The 15,230-nt window shown below is 71.9% G+C and carries 16 protein-coding genes and 1 tRNA gene; 12 read left to right on the top strand and 5 right to left on the bottom strand.

What is annotated here, in order from left to right; genetic code table 11:
• Window positions 1-40: 40 nt before the first annotated feature.
• Genes ABD733_RS05855 through ABD733_RS05845 form a run of 3 tightly spaced genes read left to right on the top strand, consistent with a single transcriptional unit; the run spans window position 41 to window position 3,074 of the window.
• Entirely contained in the window at window positions 41-949 is a 909-nt protein-coding gene (locus tag ABD733_RS05855) for a 1,4-dihydroxy-2-naphthoyl-CoA synthase (protein WP_344794075.1), read from the top strand.
• Window position 950: 1 nt separating this feature from the next.
• Window positions 951-2,102 (top strand): AMP-binding protein, encoded by a 1,152-nt coding sequence (locus tag ABD733_RS05850; protein WP_344794074.1) that lies wholly within the window; start codon window positions 951-953, stop codon window positions 2,100-2,102.
• Between the two features lie 9 nt (window positions 2,103-2,111).
• On the top strand, window positions 2,112-3,074 hold the full coding sequence (locus ABD733_RS05845; RefSeq protein ID WP_344794073.1) for a 1,4-dihydroxy-2-naphthoate polyprenyltransferase: 963 nt from the start codon (window positions 2,112-2,114) through the stop codon (window positions 3,072-3,074).
• 11 nt (window positions 3,075-3,085) lie between these two features.
• Here ABD733_RS05845 and ABD733_RS05840 read toward each other — a convergent pair whose 3' ends face one another.
• The gene (locus ABD733_RS05840) at window positions 3,086-3,406 is read right to left on the bottom strand and encodes a DUF4229 domain-containing protein (protein WP_344794072.1); all 321 of its coding nucleotides are present in this window, start codon (window positions 3,404-3,406) and stop codon (window positions 3,086-3,088) included.
• A gap of 101 nt (window positions 3,407-3,507) precedes the next feature.
• Between ABD733_RS05840 and ABD733_RS05835 the strand changes: the two genes are divergently transcribed.
• From ABD733_RS05835 to ABD733_RS05825, 3 genes are all read left to right on the top strand, one after another.
• On the top strand, window positions 3,508-3,864 hold the full coding sequence (locus ABD733_RS05835) for a PLD nuclease N-terminal domain-containing protein (RefSeq protein ID WP_344794071.1): 357 nt from the start codon (window positions 3,508-3,510) through the stop codon (window positions 3,862-3,864).
• A complete protein-coding gene (gene menD, locus ABD733_RS05830; RefSeq protein WP_344794070.1) occupies window positions 3,864-5,693 on the top strand; it encodes a 2-succinyl-5-enolpyruvyl-6-hydroxy-3-cyclohexene-1-carboxylic-acid synthase in 1,830 nt (609 codons plus the stop codon). The genes ABD733_RS05835 and menD overlap by 1 nt, the downstream gene beginning before the upstream one ends.
• A gap of 81 nt (window positions 5,694-5,774) precedes the next feature.
• A complete protein-coding gene (locus tag ABD733_RS05825) occupies window positions 5,775-6,626 on the top strand; it encodes a polyphosphate kinase 2 family protein (RefSeq protein ID WP_344794069.1) in 852 nt (283 codons plus the stop codon).
• An 8-nt stretch (window positions 6,627-6,634) separates the two neighbouring features.
• Here the strand turns inward: ABD733_RS05825 and ABD733_RS05820 are convergent, their stop codons facing one another.
• A complete protein-coding gene (locus tag ABD733_RS05820) occupies window positions 6,635-7,798 on the bottom strand; it encodes an isochorismate synthase (RefSeq protein WP_425552895.1) in 1,164 nt (387 codons plus the stop codon).
• Between the two features lie 180 nt (window positions 7,799-7,978).
• Here ABD733_RS05820 and ABD733_RS05815 point away from each other — a divergent pair, with 180 nt between their 5' ends.
• From ABD733_RS05815 to ABD733_RS05800, 4 genes are all read left to right on the top strand, one after another.
• Window positions 7,979-8,710, top strand: coding sequence for a demethylmenaquinone methyltransferase (locus ABD733_RS05815; RefSeq protein WP_344794067.1), 732 nt, complete (start codon window positions 7,979-7,981; stop codon window positions 8,708-8,710).
• A 25-nt stretch (window positions 8,711-8,735) separates the two neighbouring features.
• Window positions 8,736-9,815, top strand: coding sequence for a polyprenyl synthetase family protein (locus ABD733_RS05810; RefSeq protein WP_344794066.1), 1,080 nt, complete (start codon window positions 8,736-8,738; stop codon window positions 9,813-9,815).
• Between the two features lie 99 nt (window positions 9,816-9,914).
• On the top strand, window positions 9,915-11,267 hold the full coding sequence (locus ABD733_RS05805; RefSeq protein WP_344794065.1) for a ferredoxin--NADP reductase domain-containing protein: 1,353 nt from the start codon (window positions 9,915-9,917) through the stop codon (window positions 11,265-11,267).
• A 7-nt stretch (window positions 11,268-11,274) separates the two neighbouring features.
• A complete protein-coding gene (locus ABD733_RS05800) occupies window positions 11,275-12,423 on the top strand; it encodes a heparan-alpha-glucosaminide N-acetyltransferase domain-containing protein (protein WP_344794064.1) in 1,149 nt (382 codons plus the stop codon).
• Here ABD733_RS05800 and ABD733_RS05795 read toward each other — a convergent pair.
• The 3 genes from ABD733_RS05795 to ABD733_RS05785 are packed head-to-tail and all read right to left on the bottom strand — an operon-like array spanning window position 12,420 to window position 13,878.
• Window positions 12,420-12,908: a YajQ family cyclic di-GMP-binding protein gene (locus ABD733_RS05795; protein WP_344794063.1), complete on the bottom strand. Its 489-nt coding sequence runs from the start codon at window positions 12,906-12,908 to the stop codon at window positions 12,420-12,422. The genes ABD733_RS05800 and ABD733_RS05795 overlap by 4 nt on opposite strands.
• 10 nt (window positions 12,909-12,918) lie before the next feature.
• A complete protein-coding gene (locus tag ABD733_RS05790; protein ID WP_344794062.1) occupies window positions 12,919-13,200 on the bottom strand; it encodes a hypothetical protein in 282 nt (93 codons plus the stop codon).
• 27 nt (window positions 13,201-13,227) lie between these two features.
• The gene (locus tag ABD733_RS05785; protein ID WP_344794061.1) at window positions 13,228-13,878 is read right to left on the bottom strand and encodes a hypothetical protein; all 651 of its coding nucleotides are present in this window, start codon (window positions 13,876-13,878) and stop codon (window positions 13,228-13,230) included.
• A gap of 181 nt (window positions 13,879-14,059) precedes the next feature.
• On the opposite strand from ABD733_RS05785, the gene ABD733_RS05780 reads away from it, so the two are divergent.
• Window positions 14,060-14,141, top strand: a tRNA-Tyr gene (locus tag ABD733_RS05780).
• Between the two features lie 68 nt (window positions 14,142-14,209).
• Entirely contained in the window at window positions 14,210-15,043 is an 834-nt protein-coding gene (locus ABD733_RS05775) for an inositol monophosphatase family protein (RefSeq protein WP_344794060.1), read from the top strand.
• The last annotated feature ends 187 nt before the right edge of the window (window positions 15,044-15,230 follow it).

Raw genomic sequence — 15,230 nt, 5'->3', positions numbered from 1 at the left:
CCGAGTCTTCCACCAGCGCCCTCTCGGTAGGCTCGGAGGCATGTCCGATGCCGTGTCCGACCTGTTCGATCCGAGCGAGTGGCGGGAGGCTCCCGGTGCCGGCGAGCTGACCGACATCACGTACCACCACGACGTGCGGGGGCAGGTGGCCAGGATCGCGTTCGACCGCCCCGAGGTCCGCAACGCCTTCCGGCCGCACACGGTCGACGAGCTCTACCGTGCGCTCGACGACGCGCGGATGAACCCGAGGATCGGCGTCGTCCTCCTGACCGGCAACGGTCCGAGCGCGAAAGACGGCGGCTGGGCGTTCTGCTCGGGCGGCGACCAGCGCATCCGCGGGCGCGACGGCTACAAGTACGAGGGCGACGAGGCGCTGAAGCCCGACCCGGCCCGGAACGGGCGCCTGCACATCCTCGAGGTGCAGCGGCTGATCCGCACCATGCCGAAGGTCGTCATCGCGGTGGTGCCCGGCTGGGCGGCCGGCGGCGGCCACTCGCTCCACGCGATCTGCGACCTCACCCTCGCCAGCCGCGAGCACGGCCGCTTCAAGCAGACCGACGCCGACGTCGGCTCGTTCGACGGCGGCTACGGCAGCGCCTACTACGCGCGCCAGATCGGCCAGAAGCTCGCCCGCGAGGTGTTCTTCCTGGCCCAGGAGTACTCGGCCCAGCGCGCCTACGAGATGGGGGCGGTCAACGCCGTCGTCGACCACGACGACCTCGAGCGCGAGGCCCTCCGCTGGGCCCGCATCATCATGACCAAGTCGCCGACCTCGATCAGGATGCTCAAGTTCGCCTTCAACGCGGCCGACGACGGCATGACCGGGCTCCAGGTCTTCGCCGGCGAGGCGACACGGCTCGCGTACGGCACCGACGAGGCGGTCGAGGGGCGCGACTCGTTCCTCGAGAAGCGCGAGCCCGACTGGTCGCCCTACCCCTGGCAGTTCTGACGTGAAGCCGCTCGTCGCGGTCGACGCCGGCGACCCCGGCGAGGTGCTCGTCGCTCTCCGCGGGGCGCTGTCGGGCGGGCCCGCGATCCTGCCGTTCCCAGCGGGGGCACCGCCCCTCTCGCCTCCGGCCGAGGTCGAGAAGCGGGTCGCGCTGGTCATCGAGACGAGCGGGTCGACGGGCCGGGCGAAGCGCGTCGCGCTCTCCGCGGGAGCGCTGCTCGCGGGTGCGGCGGCTGCCGACTCGGCGCTCGCCGGCCCCGGCCAGTGGGTGCTGGCGCTGCCGGCCCACTACGTGGCGGGCACGAACGTCCTCGTCCGCTCGATCGCGGCCGAGACCGAGCCCGCGATCCTGGCGCCCGGCCACTTCGACCCGTCGGCGTTCGTCGAGGCCGCGGCCTCGCTGACGCACTCGGTCCGCTACACCTCTCTCGTGCCCGCGCAGCTGGCGACCCTGCTCGAGCTGGCCGAGGCGGCTCCTGCCAGCGACGCCTGCGCCGTGCTCCGGCGATTCGACGCCGTGCTCGTCGGCGGGCAGGCGACCCCGCAGGCGCTCCTCGACCAGGCGCGCGCTCTCGGCGTCCGGGTCGTCCGCACCTACGGGTCGAGCGAGACGAGCGGCGGGTGCGTCTACGACGGCGTCCCGGTCGGCCAGACGCGCGCCGAGGTCGGGGACGGCGAGCTCCTCCTCACCGGACCGACCCTCGCGGAGTACTACCTCGCCGATCCGGAGCGCACCGAGGCGGCCTTCGTGGTCCGCGACGGCGCCCGGTGGTACCGCACGGGTGACGCAGGATCGATCGACGCCGACGGAGTCGTGACCGTCACCGGGCGGCTCGACGACGTGATCGTCTCAGGCGGCCTCAAGGTGTCGCTCGGAGTGGTCGAGCGGGCCGTCCGCGACCTGCCGGGGATGTCGTCGGCCGTGGTCGTCCGGGCACCGTCGGAGCGCTGGGGCGAGGTGCCGGTCGTCGTCGCCGTCGCACCCCGGCTCTCGCTCGCCGAGGTGCGTGCCGCCGTCGTGCCGGTGGCCGGCCGCGCGGGTGCCCCCGACTCGCTGCTCGAGGTCGAGGCCCTCCCGCTCCTGCCGAGCGGCAAGCCCGACCGCGGGGGGCTCGAACGGCTCGCCGCGGAGCGACGCGCGGCGCACGACTAAACTCCTCGGGTGGCCAACAGCAGAACCAAGAGCACGAAGAAGAGCGGTCGGCCGGGCGGCCGTCCGGGCAGAGCGCCGGTCCGCAAGGCCTCGGCCGCCGACTGGATCAGCGGAGCCCGTCCGCGCACGCTGACCCTGGCCGTCGCCCCCGTCGCCCTCGGCAGCGCGGCCGCCGCCGAGCAGAACTCCTTCGACTGGCCGCTCGCTGTCCTGTGCCTCGTCGTCGCGCTGTTCCTGCAGATCGGCGTGAACTACGCCAACGACTACTCCGACGGCATCCGCGGCACCGACAAGTACCGCCTCGGGCCCGCGCGGCTCACCGGCGGCGGGGTCGCCGACCCGAGGATCGTCCGGAACGTCGCGTTCGCCTCGTTCGCGGTCGCTGCGGTCGCGGGCATCGCCGTCATCGTCATCACGCAGTTCTGGTGGATGGCGCTCGTCGGCGCAGCCTGCGTGGTCGCGGCCTGGTTCTACACCGGCGGTCGCCGGCCCTACGGCTACAACGCGATGGGCGAGATCTTCGTCTTCGTCTTCTTCGGTCTGGTCGCGACCCTCGGCACCGAGTTCGTGCAGCTGCACCGCGTCACCAGCCCCGGCTGGGTCATGGCGGTCATGATCGGGCTGTTTTCCTGCGCCGTGCTGATGATCAACAACATCCGCGACATCGACCAGGATCGCCTGGCGGGCAAGCGCACCCTCGCAGTGGTGCTGGGTCACCGCACGTCGCGGGTCGTCTACGCGCTCTTCCTGCTGCTGCCCTACGTGCTGCTGGTCTACTTCACGGTGCTCTACTTCGGCGGGGCGTACGTCTACTTCTCGCTCATCCTGACGCTGCCCGCGCTGATCATCGGGGTCACGGCCAAGACGCCGCCCGAGATGATCCTGGCGCTCAAGCTGTCGTCGTTCTCGGCGCTGCTGTTCTCGCTCGGGCTCTCGGCGGTGCTGTTCCTGCAGGTGCTGCTGCCGAGCTAGAGTCCCGCCGGCTACTCGTCTTCAGCCGGGGGCGCCTGGCGTCGCGCAGCCGCTGCGGGGCGTACGGTGCGGGCATGGCCAGCGGCGCCAGCGTCGAGCACGGAGTCCTCCTCGTCGGCGTCGTCGTCGCGCTCCGGGGCCGCCCGGCGCTTCACGATCGTGTCGGCGACGCCCATGCGAAGGCGTCCGAAGAAGATGTACGAGATCAGCAGGGCCAGGATCGCGGCGAACACGGCGGCCAGGTACACGCTGAGGGGCGTCAGGCGGAGCACGGCGAAGAGCACCGCGAAGACGCCGATGCGGGGGAGCGTGTAGAGGAGCGTCGCTTTCACGTCAGGAAGTCTAGGCGAGGCTGCCGGACGGCATCCCGACGTGCATCGAACGCACCGGAAGAGCCCGAGTGGCACACAGGCCCCGGGCCTAGAGTGACGCCATGGTCAAAGGGTTGTTCGTCCTGATCGTGGCAGCCGTCGCGTTCGTGGTGTTCGCCCTGGTCGACTGTCTCTTCACCGAGCGCCACCGGTTCCGGTCTTTCAACAAGCCCGTCTGGGCTCTCCTCATCGTCGTGCTCCCGGTCATCGGCGGCCTCCTCTGGTTCGTCCTCGGACGCCGCGGCCGCGCGTCTCTTGCGCGCCGCACGGTCGCCCCCGACGACGACCCCGACTTCCTCGGCAGGGCCTCCGCCCCGATGAGCGAGAGCGACCGCGAGTCGGTCGACGAGCGGATCCGCCGCCTCGAGCAGGAGCTCGCCGAGCACGACGACGACGGCCCGACTGGCACACTGAAGTAGTGCCCTCCCTTCCCGCTCCCTCCGGCAGCCCCGCCACCGATTTCGCCGTCGTCCTGCTGGCCGAGCTCGAGCGGGCGGGTGTCCGCGACATCGTCCTCAGCCCCGGTTCCCGGTCGCAGGCGCTCGCCCTGGCCGCCGTCGAGTTCGAGCGGCAGGGCAGGCTGCGGCTCCACGTGCGGCTCGACGAGCGGTCGTCCGGGTTCCTCGCGCTCGGACTCTCGATCGAGCAGGGGCTGCCGGCCGTCGTCGTCACCACCTCCGGGACCGCCGTCGCCAACCTTCACCCGGCGGTGCTCGAGGCGCACCACTCCGGGGTCCCGCTCCTCCTGCTGACGGCCGACCGACCGACGGAGCTCCGCGGCATCGGCTCCAACCAGACGACACATCAGCCGACCCTCTTCGGGGAGTCGCTCCGGTTCATCCGCGATGTCGAGGCGCCCACCGACAGCGGTGTCGACGGCGACTCCGTCCGCTCGCTCGTCCGCGAGGCGCTCTCGGCGGCCCTCGGGCACTCCGGCTCGCCCGGGCACCCGCGTGCGCCGGGCCCGGTCCAGCTCAACGTCGCCTTCCGCGAGCCGCTGTCCGCGCCGGTCACCACCCTGCCCGATCCGGACGACGCCGGCGCAGGATCCCGGGGCACTCTCCTCCGCGAGACGCCTCCGGCCGTGCCCTCGGCGACGGCCTCCCTCCTCGTGGACGCCGATCCTGCGACGGTGGTCATCGCGGGCCACGCCGCCGGGCCCCGCGCCGAGGAGGTCGCCCGCCTGCTCGGGGCGCCCCTCGTCGCCGAGGTGTCGAGCGGAGCGCGCTTCGGCCCCAACCTCGTGCCCTCGTACCGCCGCGTGCTCGACGACCCCGCCTTCGGCGGGCGGGTCACACGAGCCGTCGTCTTCGGTCACCCCACCCTGACGCGGCAGATCCCGGCGCTCCTGAAGCGGCCGGACGTCGAGGTCGTCGTCGTGCGCGGGGGAGTGCCGGAGGCCTACGACCCGTCGCGCTCGGCGCGCGTCGTGGACGCCGTCACCGTCACCGGTCCGGGCGACGGCCCGGCCCCGGGCGACGGCCCCGCCCCGGGCGACAGCGCGACGCCGGGCGACAGTGCGCACCGGGCGTGGGTCGGCCGCTGGGTGCAGCGGGGCCGCGCGCTCGTCGCCGACGACGAGGCGGCGCCCGACGCGCAGGCCGCGGCCTCCGACGACCCGCGCGCGAGGGCGGAGTTCCTCCGCTCCGAGGTGGAGGCCATCCGCCGTCCCGTGACCAGGCGCTCGCTCGTCGAGGCGCTGTGGCGGGTCACCTGGCCGCACGACCGGCTCGTTCTCGGCGCCTCGCGTCTCATCCGCGAGGCCGACGAGTTCGTCCCCGGCAAGAAGATCGCCGTGCACGCCAACCGCGGTCTCGCCGGCATCGACGGCACCGTCGCGACCGCGACCGGCATCGGTCTCGCGTCGCAGGGCGGCGGCACCTCCGGCGGTGCGGCTCTCGACTGGGCCGACGGCGAGCGGGGCATCACCCGGGTCCTCGTCGGCGACCTCACCCTCCTCCACGACGCCGGCTCGCTGCTCTTCGGAGACGGGGAGGCGAAGCCGCGGCTCCAGGTCGTCGTCGGGAACGACGACGGCGGTACCATCTTCGACGGTCTCGAGGTCGCGGCCTCCGCGCCCGCCGACGCCATGACGCGCGTGCAGCTGACGCCGCAGCACGTGCCGCTCGACGAGCTCGCCCGCGCCTACGGCTGGGAGTACGTCCGCGCCGCGACCAGCGGTGCCCTCGAGCAGGCCCTCGTCGGCTCGACCCGGCCGGTGCTGATCGAGGTCCCGCTCGCGCGGTGACCCGGCGGGGAGGAGCGCGGGGCCGATCCTGCGCCCCTGCGCCCCTGCGGAGGCTCCCTGCCGGAGGAATAGGCTCGGGCCATGGCCAAGACCTGGAAGACCGAACCGACCGAATCCCTCCGCGCCACCGAGCAGACGGCCCTGGGGAGCATCGACACCTCCTCGACCCCGGGCTTCGACGGCGACAAGAAGTACGGCCAGCAGGTGCTCGAGTCCGGGGCGGCGAGGCTCTCGGAGCTGCAGGAGAAGCTGTTCGCCGACTCCCGCGCCGCCGGGGGGACGAGGAGCGTCCTCCTGGTCCTGCAGGCGATGGACACCGCCGGGAAGGGCGGCATCGTGCGGCACGTCGTCGGGGCCGTCGACCCGCAGGGCATCCACCACCACGCCTTCAAGGCGCCGACCGAGGAGGAGCTCGCGCACGACTTCCTCTGGCGCGTCCGTCGCGAGCTGCCCGGCGCAGGCATGATCGGCGTCTTCGACCGGTCGCACTACGAGGACGTCCTGGTCGCGAAGGTGCGCTCGCTCGTCTCCGACGACACCATCGAGAGCCGCTACGCCGAGATCGCGGACTTCGAGGAGGAGCTGACGGCCTCGGGCACGGTCATCGTGAAGGTCATGCTGCACATCTCGTTCGACGAGCAGAAGGCCCGCCTCGCCGAGCGGCTCGACCGCCCCGACAAGCACTGGAAGTACTCCACCGGCGACATCGACGAGCGGAACCTCTGGTCGGACTACCAGAAGGCCTACGAGACGGCGATCCAGCGCACCTCCACCGACGCGGCGCCCTGGTACGTCGTGCCGGCCGACCGCAAGTGGTACGCGCGGGTGGCCGTCCAGCGGCTCCTGATCGACGCCCTCGAGAAGCTGGACCTCGGCTGGCCCCCGGCCGACTTCAACGTCGAGACCGAGAAGATCCGGCTCGCCGCGAGCTGAGCGGAGGCTCAGCCGAGGGCGTCGGCGACGGGCATGAACTTCATGGTCGTCTCGGCGACCTCGCGCTCGGGCACCGACTCGGCGACGATCCCCGCGCCGGCGAAGGCCCGGACCCGGCGGCCTGTCACCTGGGCGCACCGCAGCGCGATCGCCCACTCGCCGTCGCCGTCGGCTCCGACCCAGCCGACCGGCCCGGCGTAGCGGCCGCGGTCGAACGGCTCGAGGCGGTCGATGACGCGCAGCGCCTCGGCCGTCGGCGTGCCCGCGACAGCCGCCGTCGGGTGCAGGGAGTCGATCAGGTCGAGCGAGCTGGCACCGTCGGCGAGGTGCCCGCGCACGTCGCTCGCGAGGTGCCAGAGGTTCGGCAGCTTCAGCGTGAAGGGCGTCTCGGCCGAGATGATGCCGCTGGCGTGGGTCTGGAGCGAGAGCAGGAGGCTCCGCAGGGCGAACGCGTGCTCGTCGAGGTCCTTCTGCGAGGTCGCCAGGGTCAGGGCGGCCTGCGCGTCGCTCCGCGCATCGGTGCCTCGGCCCATGCTCCCCGCGAGCACCCGTGCGGTGAGCTCGCCGCCCTCGCTCCGGATCAGGGTCTCGGGGCTCGAGCCGATCAGGCCCTCGACGGCGAAGGTGTAGGTGTCGGGGTAGCCGAAGGCGAGATCGCGGGCGATGACGCGGAGGTCGGCGCCCTCGGGCAGCTCGGCGTCGAGCGGCCGCGCCAGGACGACCTTGCTGACGAGGCCCTCCCCGATGTCCGCCACGGCGTCGCGGACGGCGCCCGCGTAGGCGGCGGAGTCGAAGTCGGGCTCGTTCAGGACGAGGTGGAAGTCGCGCCCCAGCGAGTCGCGCCGCTCGAAGTCGGCTCCGTCGACCCGCGTGATCCAGTCGACGTCGCCGCGGCGGCCGATGACGATCCTCGGGACGACGAGCACGCTCGTGTCGGCCGAGTGGTCGCTGAAGGCGAAGGAGCCGAAGGCCACCAGGCCGGTGCCCGCGAGACGGAGCGGGTCGTCGATCGTCGCGCGCTCGGTGATCCTGCGCCAGGCGTCGGCCGCGTCGCGCATGCGGGACGGGCCCGAGAAGGTCAGCCGGAGCGCGGTGCCGATGCCGGCGATGCCGTCGCCGCGGCGGACGAAGAGCAGCGGATCGCGGGGATCGATGTGTGCCAGAAGAGGCATGATGTCGTCGATGCGCTGCGTCTCGACGTGGAGCTCCGGGTCGTTCACGGCTCAAGCGTAGCCACGCAGGATGCAAGACCCGGCCGCGTTCGGTCCGCTTCACCTGGACGTTCGTCGTGCATCGGCTGATCGCTTGCCGCGCTCGGGTGGGGTGCAGGCCGAGCCGGTAGGATCGCAGCCGTGACCAAGGCCGATATGAACAAGCAGCCGAGCGAGGTTGCCTCCATGTTCGATGGGGTGGCCGCGCACTACGACGTGACCAACGACATCCTCTCTGCGGGCAACGCCGTCCTCTGGCGCATCGCGACGGTGAAGGCCATCGCAGCAGCCCCCGGCGAGAGGGTCCTCGACATCGCCGCGGGCACCGGCACGAGCTCTGCCGCGATCGCGAAGAGCGGCGCCGAGGTCGTGGCCCTCGACTTCTCGGCCGGGATGGTCGAGGTCGGCCGCAAGCGCCAGCCCGCCATCGAGTTCATCGTCGGCGACGCCGAGCAGCTGCCGTTCGGCGACGACGAGTTCGACGCCGTCACGATCTCGTTCGGCCTCCGCAACGTCAACCGGCCGAAGGTCGCCCTCTCCGAGATGTACCGCGTCCTGAAGCCCGGCGGCCGCCTGGTCGTCTGCGAGTTCTCGACGCCTCCGCTGGCGGGCCTCCGCCTCGGCTACCAGGCCTACCTCCGTCACGTGCTGCCCGGCATCGCGAAGGTCACCTCCAGCAACTCGCCGGCCTACACCTACCTCGCCGAGTCGATCGAGAAGTGGCCTGAGCAGCAGGTCCTGAGCCAGTGGCTCCGCGGCGCCGGCTTCACCCGGGTCGCCTACCGCAACCTCACCGCGGGCATCGTCGCCCTCCACCGCGGCCGCAAGCCCCAGAGTTCCTCGCGCCGTCCGTCGTCGGCCGCGGGCGCCTGACCCGAACCCGATCGAAGGTGCACCCGTGAACCCCAGCGCCCCACCGGCACGCCGTGGCAGCGGACTGAGCTCGTCGCTGGGTCTCGCCGAGAAGCTCTTCTCGTCGGCTTCCGAGCGCCGCTTCGTCGCGGCCATCGACGCCGGCCTCGAGCGGGTCGAGGAGGGCCTCCTCGTCGAGATGGCCTTCGGCGACGACCTCGCCGACGTCACGAGCCGCTACCTCCTCTCGGCAGGAGGCAAGCGCATCCGGCCGACTCTCGCTCTGCTCATCTCGCAGCTCGGCGACGGGGCGACCGACGCCGTCGTCTCGGCGGCCCAGGCCGTCGAGATCACGCACCTCGCCTCGCTGTACCACGACGACGTCATGGACGAGGCGACGATGCGGCGCGGCGTCCCGAGCGCGCAGTCCCGCTGGGGCAACAACGTCGCGATCCTGACCGGCGACCTGCTCTTCGCCCGCGCCTCGACCATCGTCGCCGACCTCGGCGAGGAGGCCATCAAGCTGCAGGCGCAGACCTTCGAGCGCCTCTGCCTCGGTCAGCTGCACGAGACGATCGGCCCGCGTGAGGGCGACGATCCGATCGACCACTACCTCGACGTCCTCAGCGACAAGACCGGCTCCCTCATCTCGATGGCGGCCAAGGTCGGCGTCATGTTCTCCGGCGCCCCGACCGAGTTCCTCGGCCCGGTGGCGGCGTTCGGCGAGAAGATCGGCGTCGCGTTCCAGCTCGTCGACGACGTCATCGACCTGTCGCCGCAGCTCGAAGAGACCGGCAAGCGCGCCGGCACCGACCTCCTGGCCGGAGTCGAGACGCTGCCGCTCATGTACCTCCGCGTCGAGGCGCAGACCGACATCGACTCGGCGGCTCTGCTGAGCGAGATCGAGGCCAACGTCCGCGCCGCCACCGCCGGCGGGCAGGTCGACGAGGCCGACCTCGCCGAGACGGTCCGTCAGCTGCGAGAGCACGACGTGACGCGTCGCACCCACGACGAGGCCCGGCGCTGGGCGACCAGCGCGGTCGACGCCCTCGCCCCGCTCCCGCAGGGCCCGGTCAAGAAGGCCCTCACCCGCTTCGCGCAGCGAGTCGTCGAGCGGTCGTCCTGAGACCTCGCCGTCATCCGGCACCGACCGCCCGTTCGAGCCTCCGGCTCCGAACCGTCGGTGCGCACCACGAAAACCCCCACCACAGAGAGTGACCACTACGTGAGCAACCTGCGTTTGGCCATCGTCGGAGCCGGCCCCGCCGGCATCTACGCCGCAGACATCATCCTCCGAGCCGAGCGCCAGCACGGCGTCTCGATCGACCTGTTCGAGCAGCTCCCCGCGCCCTACGGTCTGGTCCGCTACGGCGTGGCCCCCGACCACCCCCGTATCAAGGGCATCATCACCGCCCTCCGCGACGTGCTCGACCGGGGGGACATCCGCATCTTCGGCAACGTCCGCTACGGCGTCGACATCACGCTCGACGACCTCAAGAAGCACTACAACGCCGTCATCTTCTCGACCGGCGCGATCAAAGACGCCGACCTCGACATCCCCGGCATCGACCTCGAGGGCAGCTACGGCGCCGCCGACTTCGTGTCGTGGTTCGACGGCCACCCCGATGTCCCGCGCACCTGGCCGCTCGAGGCGCAGTCCGTGGGCGTCGTGGGCGTCGGCAACGTCGCCCTCGACGTGTCGCGCATCCTGGCCAAGCACGCCGACGACCTCCTGCCCACCGAGATCCCGGCGAACGTGTACGAGGGCCTGAAGGCGTCCCCGGTGACCGACGTGCACGTCTTCGGGCGCCGCGGTCCTGCGCAGGTGAAGTTCACCCCGCTCGAGCTGCGCGAGCTCGGTGAGCTGAACGACGTCGACATGATCGTCCACGACGAGGACTTCGACTACGACGAGGCCTCCAAGAACGCCGTCGCCACCAACAAGCAGGTCTTCGTCATCGACAAGGTGCTGAACCAGTGGCGCCAGCGCGAGGTCGGGCAGGCGTCGCGCCGCCTGCACCTGCACTTCTACGCCAAGCCGGTCCGGGTCGAGGGCGAGGACGGCCGTGTCACCGGCCTCACCTACGAGCGCACGCGGCCCGACGGCGCCGGCGGCGTCGAGGGCACCGGCGAGTTCCGCACCGTCGAGCTCCAGGCGCTCTACCGCGCCGTCGGCTACTTCGGCTCGCCGCTCGACGGCATCCCGTTCGACGAGAAGCGCGGCGTGATCCCGAACCACGAGGGCCAGGTCATCGACGACGACGACCAGATCGTCCCCGGCGTCTATGCCACCGGCTGGATCAAGCGCGGCCCGGTCGGCCTCATCGGCCACACGAAGAGCGACGCGATGGAGACCGTCCAGCACGTCCTCACCGACCAGGCCAACTGGTGGACCCCGGCTTCGCCCGAGCCCGAGGCCGTCGACGAGCTGCTCCGCTCCCGCGGCGTCGAGTACACCGACCTCGACGGCTGGCACCGCCTCGACCAGCACGAGATGGCGCTCGGCGAGCCCGAGGGCCGCGTGCGCATCAAGGTCGTGCCGCGCGACGAGATGGTAAAGGTCTCGCGCGGAGAGTGACGATCACGTGACCACGGCCGCCGTCGTGTCGACGCCGCCCCGCCGGGCGGACCGCCTGGTGGGCGTCGACGCGGCGCGCGGACTGGCACTGCTCGGCATGTTCACGGCGCACCTCACGAACGTCGATCAGATCCTCGTCTGGACCGACCCGAGCACCTGGTGGGCGATCGCGGCCGGTCGCTCGTCGGTGCTCTTCGCCGTCCTCGCCGGTGTCTCGCTCGCCCTGGTGACCGGTCGCGACCGACCGGTGCGCGGCCGCGGACTGACGATCGCCAGGCGCAGGATCGCGGTCCGCGGCGTCCTGGTCGCGCTCGTCGGGTTCGCGCTCATCCAGCTGCAGACCCCGGTGGCGGTGATCCTGCCGACCTACGGCCTGCTCTTCCTGGTACTGCTCCCGGCGCTGTCGTGGCGGCGCGGCGCCCTCCTCGGCACCGCGGCCGGCCTCGCGGTCGTCGGGCTGCCGCTGCTGCTGATCTTCCTGCCCGAGCTCGCGATCTCCGGCCAGACGACGCAGCAGGTGCTGCTCTACTACCCGCTGCCCGTGTTCGCCGCATACCTGCTCGTCGGCCTGGCCGTCGGCCGGTCCGACCTCTCATCGAAGCGGACCCTCCGGCTGCTCGCCGGCGGGGGAGCCGCACTCGCCATAGCCGTCTACTCGCTCGGCGAGGCGGTGACGCCGGGCGGCGCCTTCTCGTACGGCCAGGCTGCGACCGGGCTCCGCGACTACGTCTTCGCGTCGGAGCCGCACTCCTCGACGCTCGTCGACATGCTCGGCTCGATCGGGGTGGCTCTGGCGGTGATCGGCGTCTGCGGGCTCCTCGCCGGTCTCGACCTTGGAGCGGCCGGAGGGCTGGGAGCGGCCGGAGGGCCCGGAGCGGCAGGGCGGCTCGGAGCGGCCGGGCGGCTGCCCCTGCGGCTGCTGGCCGCCATCGGCGCGATGCCGCTGACGGTGTACTCGGCACACCTGCTGGTGCTCGCCGTGCTGTACCACTCGGGCTTCCTGGACGGCCTCGGACCGGCGGGCGATGCCGGTGTGCTGGTCGCGTTCGCGGCGGGATCCTGCGCTCTCGGCCTCGCTTGGCGCGGTCGCTCGGGCCCGCTCGAGACCGTCGTCGGAGCTGTCGCCCGTCTGGTGGGCGGGCGGCTTCCGGCCTAGCGGAAGTTGACGAACTGCAGCGAGACGTCGAGGTCGGCGCCCTTGAGCAGCGCCATCGTCGCCTGGAGGTCGTCGCGGCTCTTCGACTGCACGCGGAGCTCGTCGCCCTGGATCTGGCTCTTGACACCCTTCGGCGCCTCGTCGCGGATTAGCTTGTTGATCTTCTTCGCGTGCTCCTGGTCGATTCCGTCTTTCATGGAGACCTCGATGCGGTACTCCTTGCCGCTGGCGTAGGGCTCGCCGGCGTCGATGCTCTTGAGCGAGATGCCGCGCTTGATGAGCTTCGACTCGTACACGTCGAGCACGGCCTTGGCGCGCTCCTCGGTGCTGGCCTTGATCAGGACCTTCTCGCCGCTCGTCTCGATCGAGGCGCCGACGTTCTTGAAGTCGTAGCGCTGCTCGACCTCCTTGCGCGCCTGGTTGAGCGCGTTGTCGGCCTCCATCGAGTCGACCTTGCTGACCACGTCGAATGAGCTGTCTGCCATGCCGTCCAGCTTAGTCGTCTCGCCAATGCAGGAGATTTTCGGATGGACCCCCTCCGATCCGCATGAAGTGCCTCCGGCCTGCAGTTCTTCCTGCAGTGGCGAAGGCGAGGGCCGCCTCGATCGTCTCGAGCACCTCGTCCCACGCGAAGAGCACCTGGTGGTAGGTGAGCTCGAGGACGCCGAAGCCCAGCCGGACCACTGCGGCGATGCGGTCTCGATCCAGCCGGTACTGCTGAGGCGAAGCGTGGTACTCGAAGCTCGTGCACTCGACCACGAGCCGGCCCGCGACCACGAAGTCGACGCGGATCGAGGGGCTCAGTCACTCCTGGATGACGAACGGGATGCCGGCCTCGGTGAGCCGCCAGCGCAGGATCGACTCGGTCCCCGACTCCGCGCGGGCGTCCGCGAGGGCGAGGACTCTCGAGCAGCGCGCCGGCAGGTGTTCCCGGAGGTCGTTCAGGAGCGGCCGGCGGTGCTCCGGGAGCCGGAGGCTCGAGTCGAGGACCGCGAGACCGAGCTCGGGGCTGTGCATCCGGATCACCTGCGTGACGCAGGTCGCGACGCCGACCACGAGGCGCTCCCGCTGAGGGTCGAGTCGCTGCGCGTCGTGAAGGACCCGCACTCGTCCTGACCGGCGGGCGAGCGGCCTCGAGGGGTCGTCGGGATCACGGAGGCGCCCCGTCGTCGCCGGCACACTGACGACGAGCGCGTCGCCCTCGGGCGCCGGTAGTCGCCACAGCCCCAGGAGCCGGCACGCCGAGTGACCCGCGAGGACGCCGCCGACGCGGGAGGCGCGGACGATCTCGCGGTCGACCGCCGCGTGCGCGTAGACGCCCCGCCGCACGCGGAGCACCTCCCCGAGGGAGACCGCCTGCTGGAGTGCTCCCCGCCCGACCAGCGACTCGGCTCGATCGCCCGGGAGGAGCACCCCGTCGTTCTGATCGAGAGCGGACTCGAGTGCCGGGTGCATCAGTGGACACTGCCCGACAGCGCGCCGCCGCGGGTCGGCCGACCCGCGGAGTCGGGGACGATTCCGCCGGGAAGGCGGCTGTGGAGGAGAGGCCGACGACGCGTGGTCGTGAGCGCCCCGCCGAGGCTGTATTGTTGACGGGCGCCTTCGGTTGATGATCACATCGGTCGAGTGCGCATCTGGCAAGTTACCCAAGCGGCCAAAGGGATCTGACTGTAAATCAGCCGGCGTAGCCTTCGGGGGTTCGAATCCCTCACTTGCCACCCGCTCGAAGGGCCCCGCGTGCACGTGCGCTCGGGGCCCTTCGTCGTTCGGCGACGAGAGAGGCCCCATGCCCCACGACGAACTCCTGGCCACCGCCCGCTCCATCGCTCGCGAGGCCGGCGCTCTCGCGGCGCGGCGCCGGGCCGAGGGCGTCGAGGTCGCCGACCGGAAGTCGAGCGACGTCGACATCGTCACGCACGCCGACCGCGAGGTCGAGGCGCTCATCCGCCGCCGTCTCGCCGAGGAGCGCCCCGGCGACGGGTTCTACGGCGAGGAGAGCGACGCCGCCCGCTCGACCACCGGCCTCACCTGGATCGTCGACCCGATCGACGGGACCGTCAACTTCCTCTACGGCATCCCGACCTACGCCGTGAGCATCGCCGTCGTCGAGGGCGAGCCCGACCCGCTCACCTGGCGAGCCCTCGCCGCGTGCGTCTACAACCCCGCATCCGGCGAGGAGTTCACGGCCACCCGCGGCGGCGGCGCGCACCTGCGCACGCACGGTGCCGGCGCCGACGCGGACGCGACCGCCGTGCCGCTCGCCGTGTCGACGCCCGCCTCTCTGTCGCAGGCGCTCCTCGGCACCGGGTTCTCGTACGATCCTGCGCGCCGCGTCGAGCAGGGCCGGCGGCTCGCCATCCTGCTCGGGCGGGTCCGCGACGTGCGCAGGATCGGCGCCGCCTCCCTCGACCTCTGCTCCGTCGCGGCCGGGCGCCTCGACGCCTACGTCGAACGCGGCCTGCACCCCTGGGACCACGCCGCCGGCGTGCTCGTAGCCGAGGAGGCGGGTGCCGTCGTCCTCACCCCGAGCGGGGCTCGGGCCAGCCGCGACCTCACCTTTGCGTCCTCGCCCGCCGTGTCGGACGAACTCGCCGAGGCGCTGGCCGAGTCCGGCTTCTGAGCGCAGGATCGGGGCATCCCACCTCCGACTCGCCTCCGTATTGGAGTATCACGCCTGGCCATCCCGGCCATCGTTCGCTACACTGGACAAGTCGCCGCCACGGCAGCGCCGGCCTCACGTCTCGGGGCCCGCTTCCGGTGTGACCTCCTGGTGATGATCTCTGCGTGTGCACGTAGGTCTCACCACG

This window comes from Frondihabitans peucedani (assembly GCF_039537585.1).
GTDB classification, from domain to species: Bacteria; Actinomycetota; Actinomycetes; order Actinomycetales; family Microbacteriaceae; genus Frondihabitans; species Frondihabitans peucedani.
Note: the sequence above shows the minus strand (reverse complement) of the source record. Positions and strands in the feature narration are given on the sequence as shown.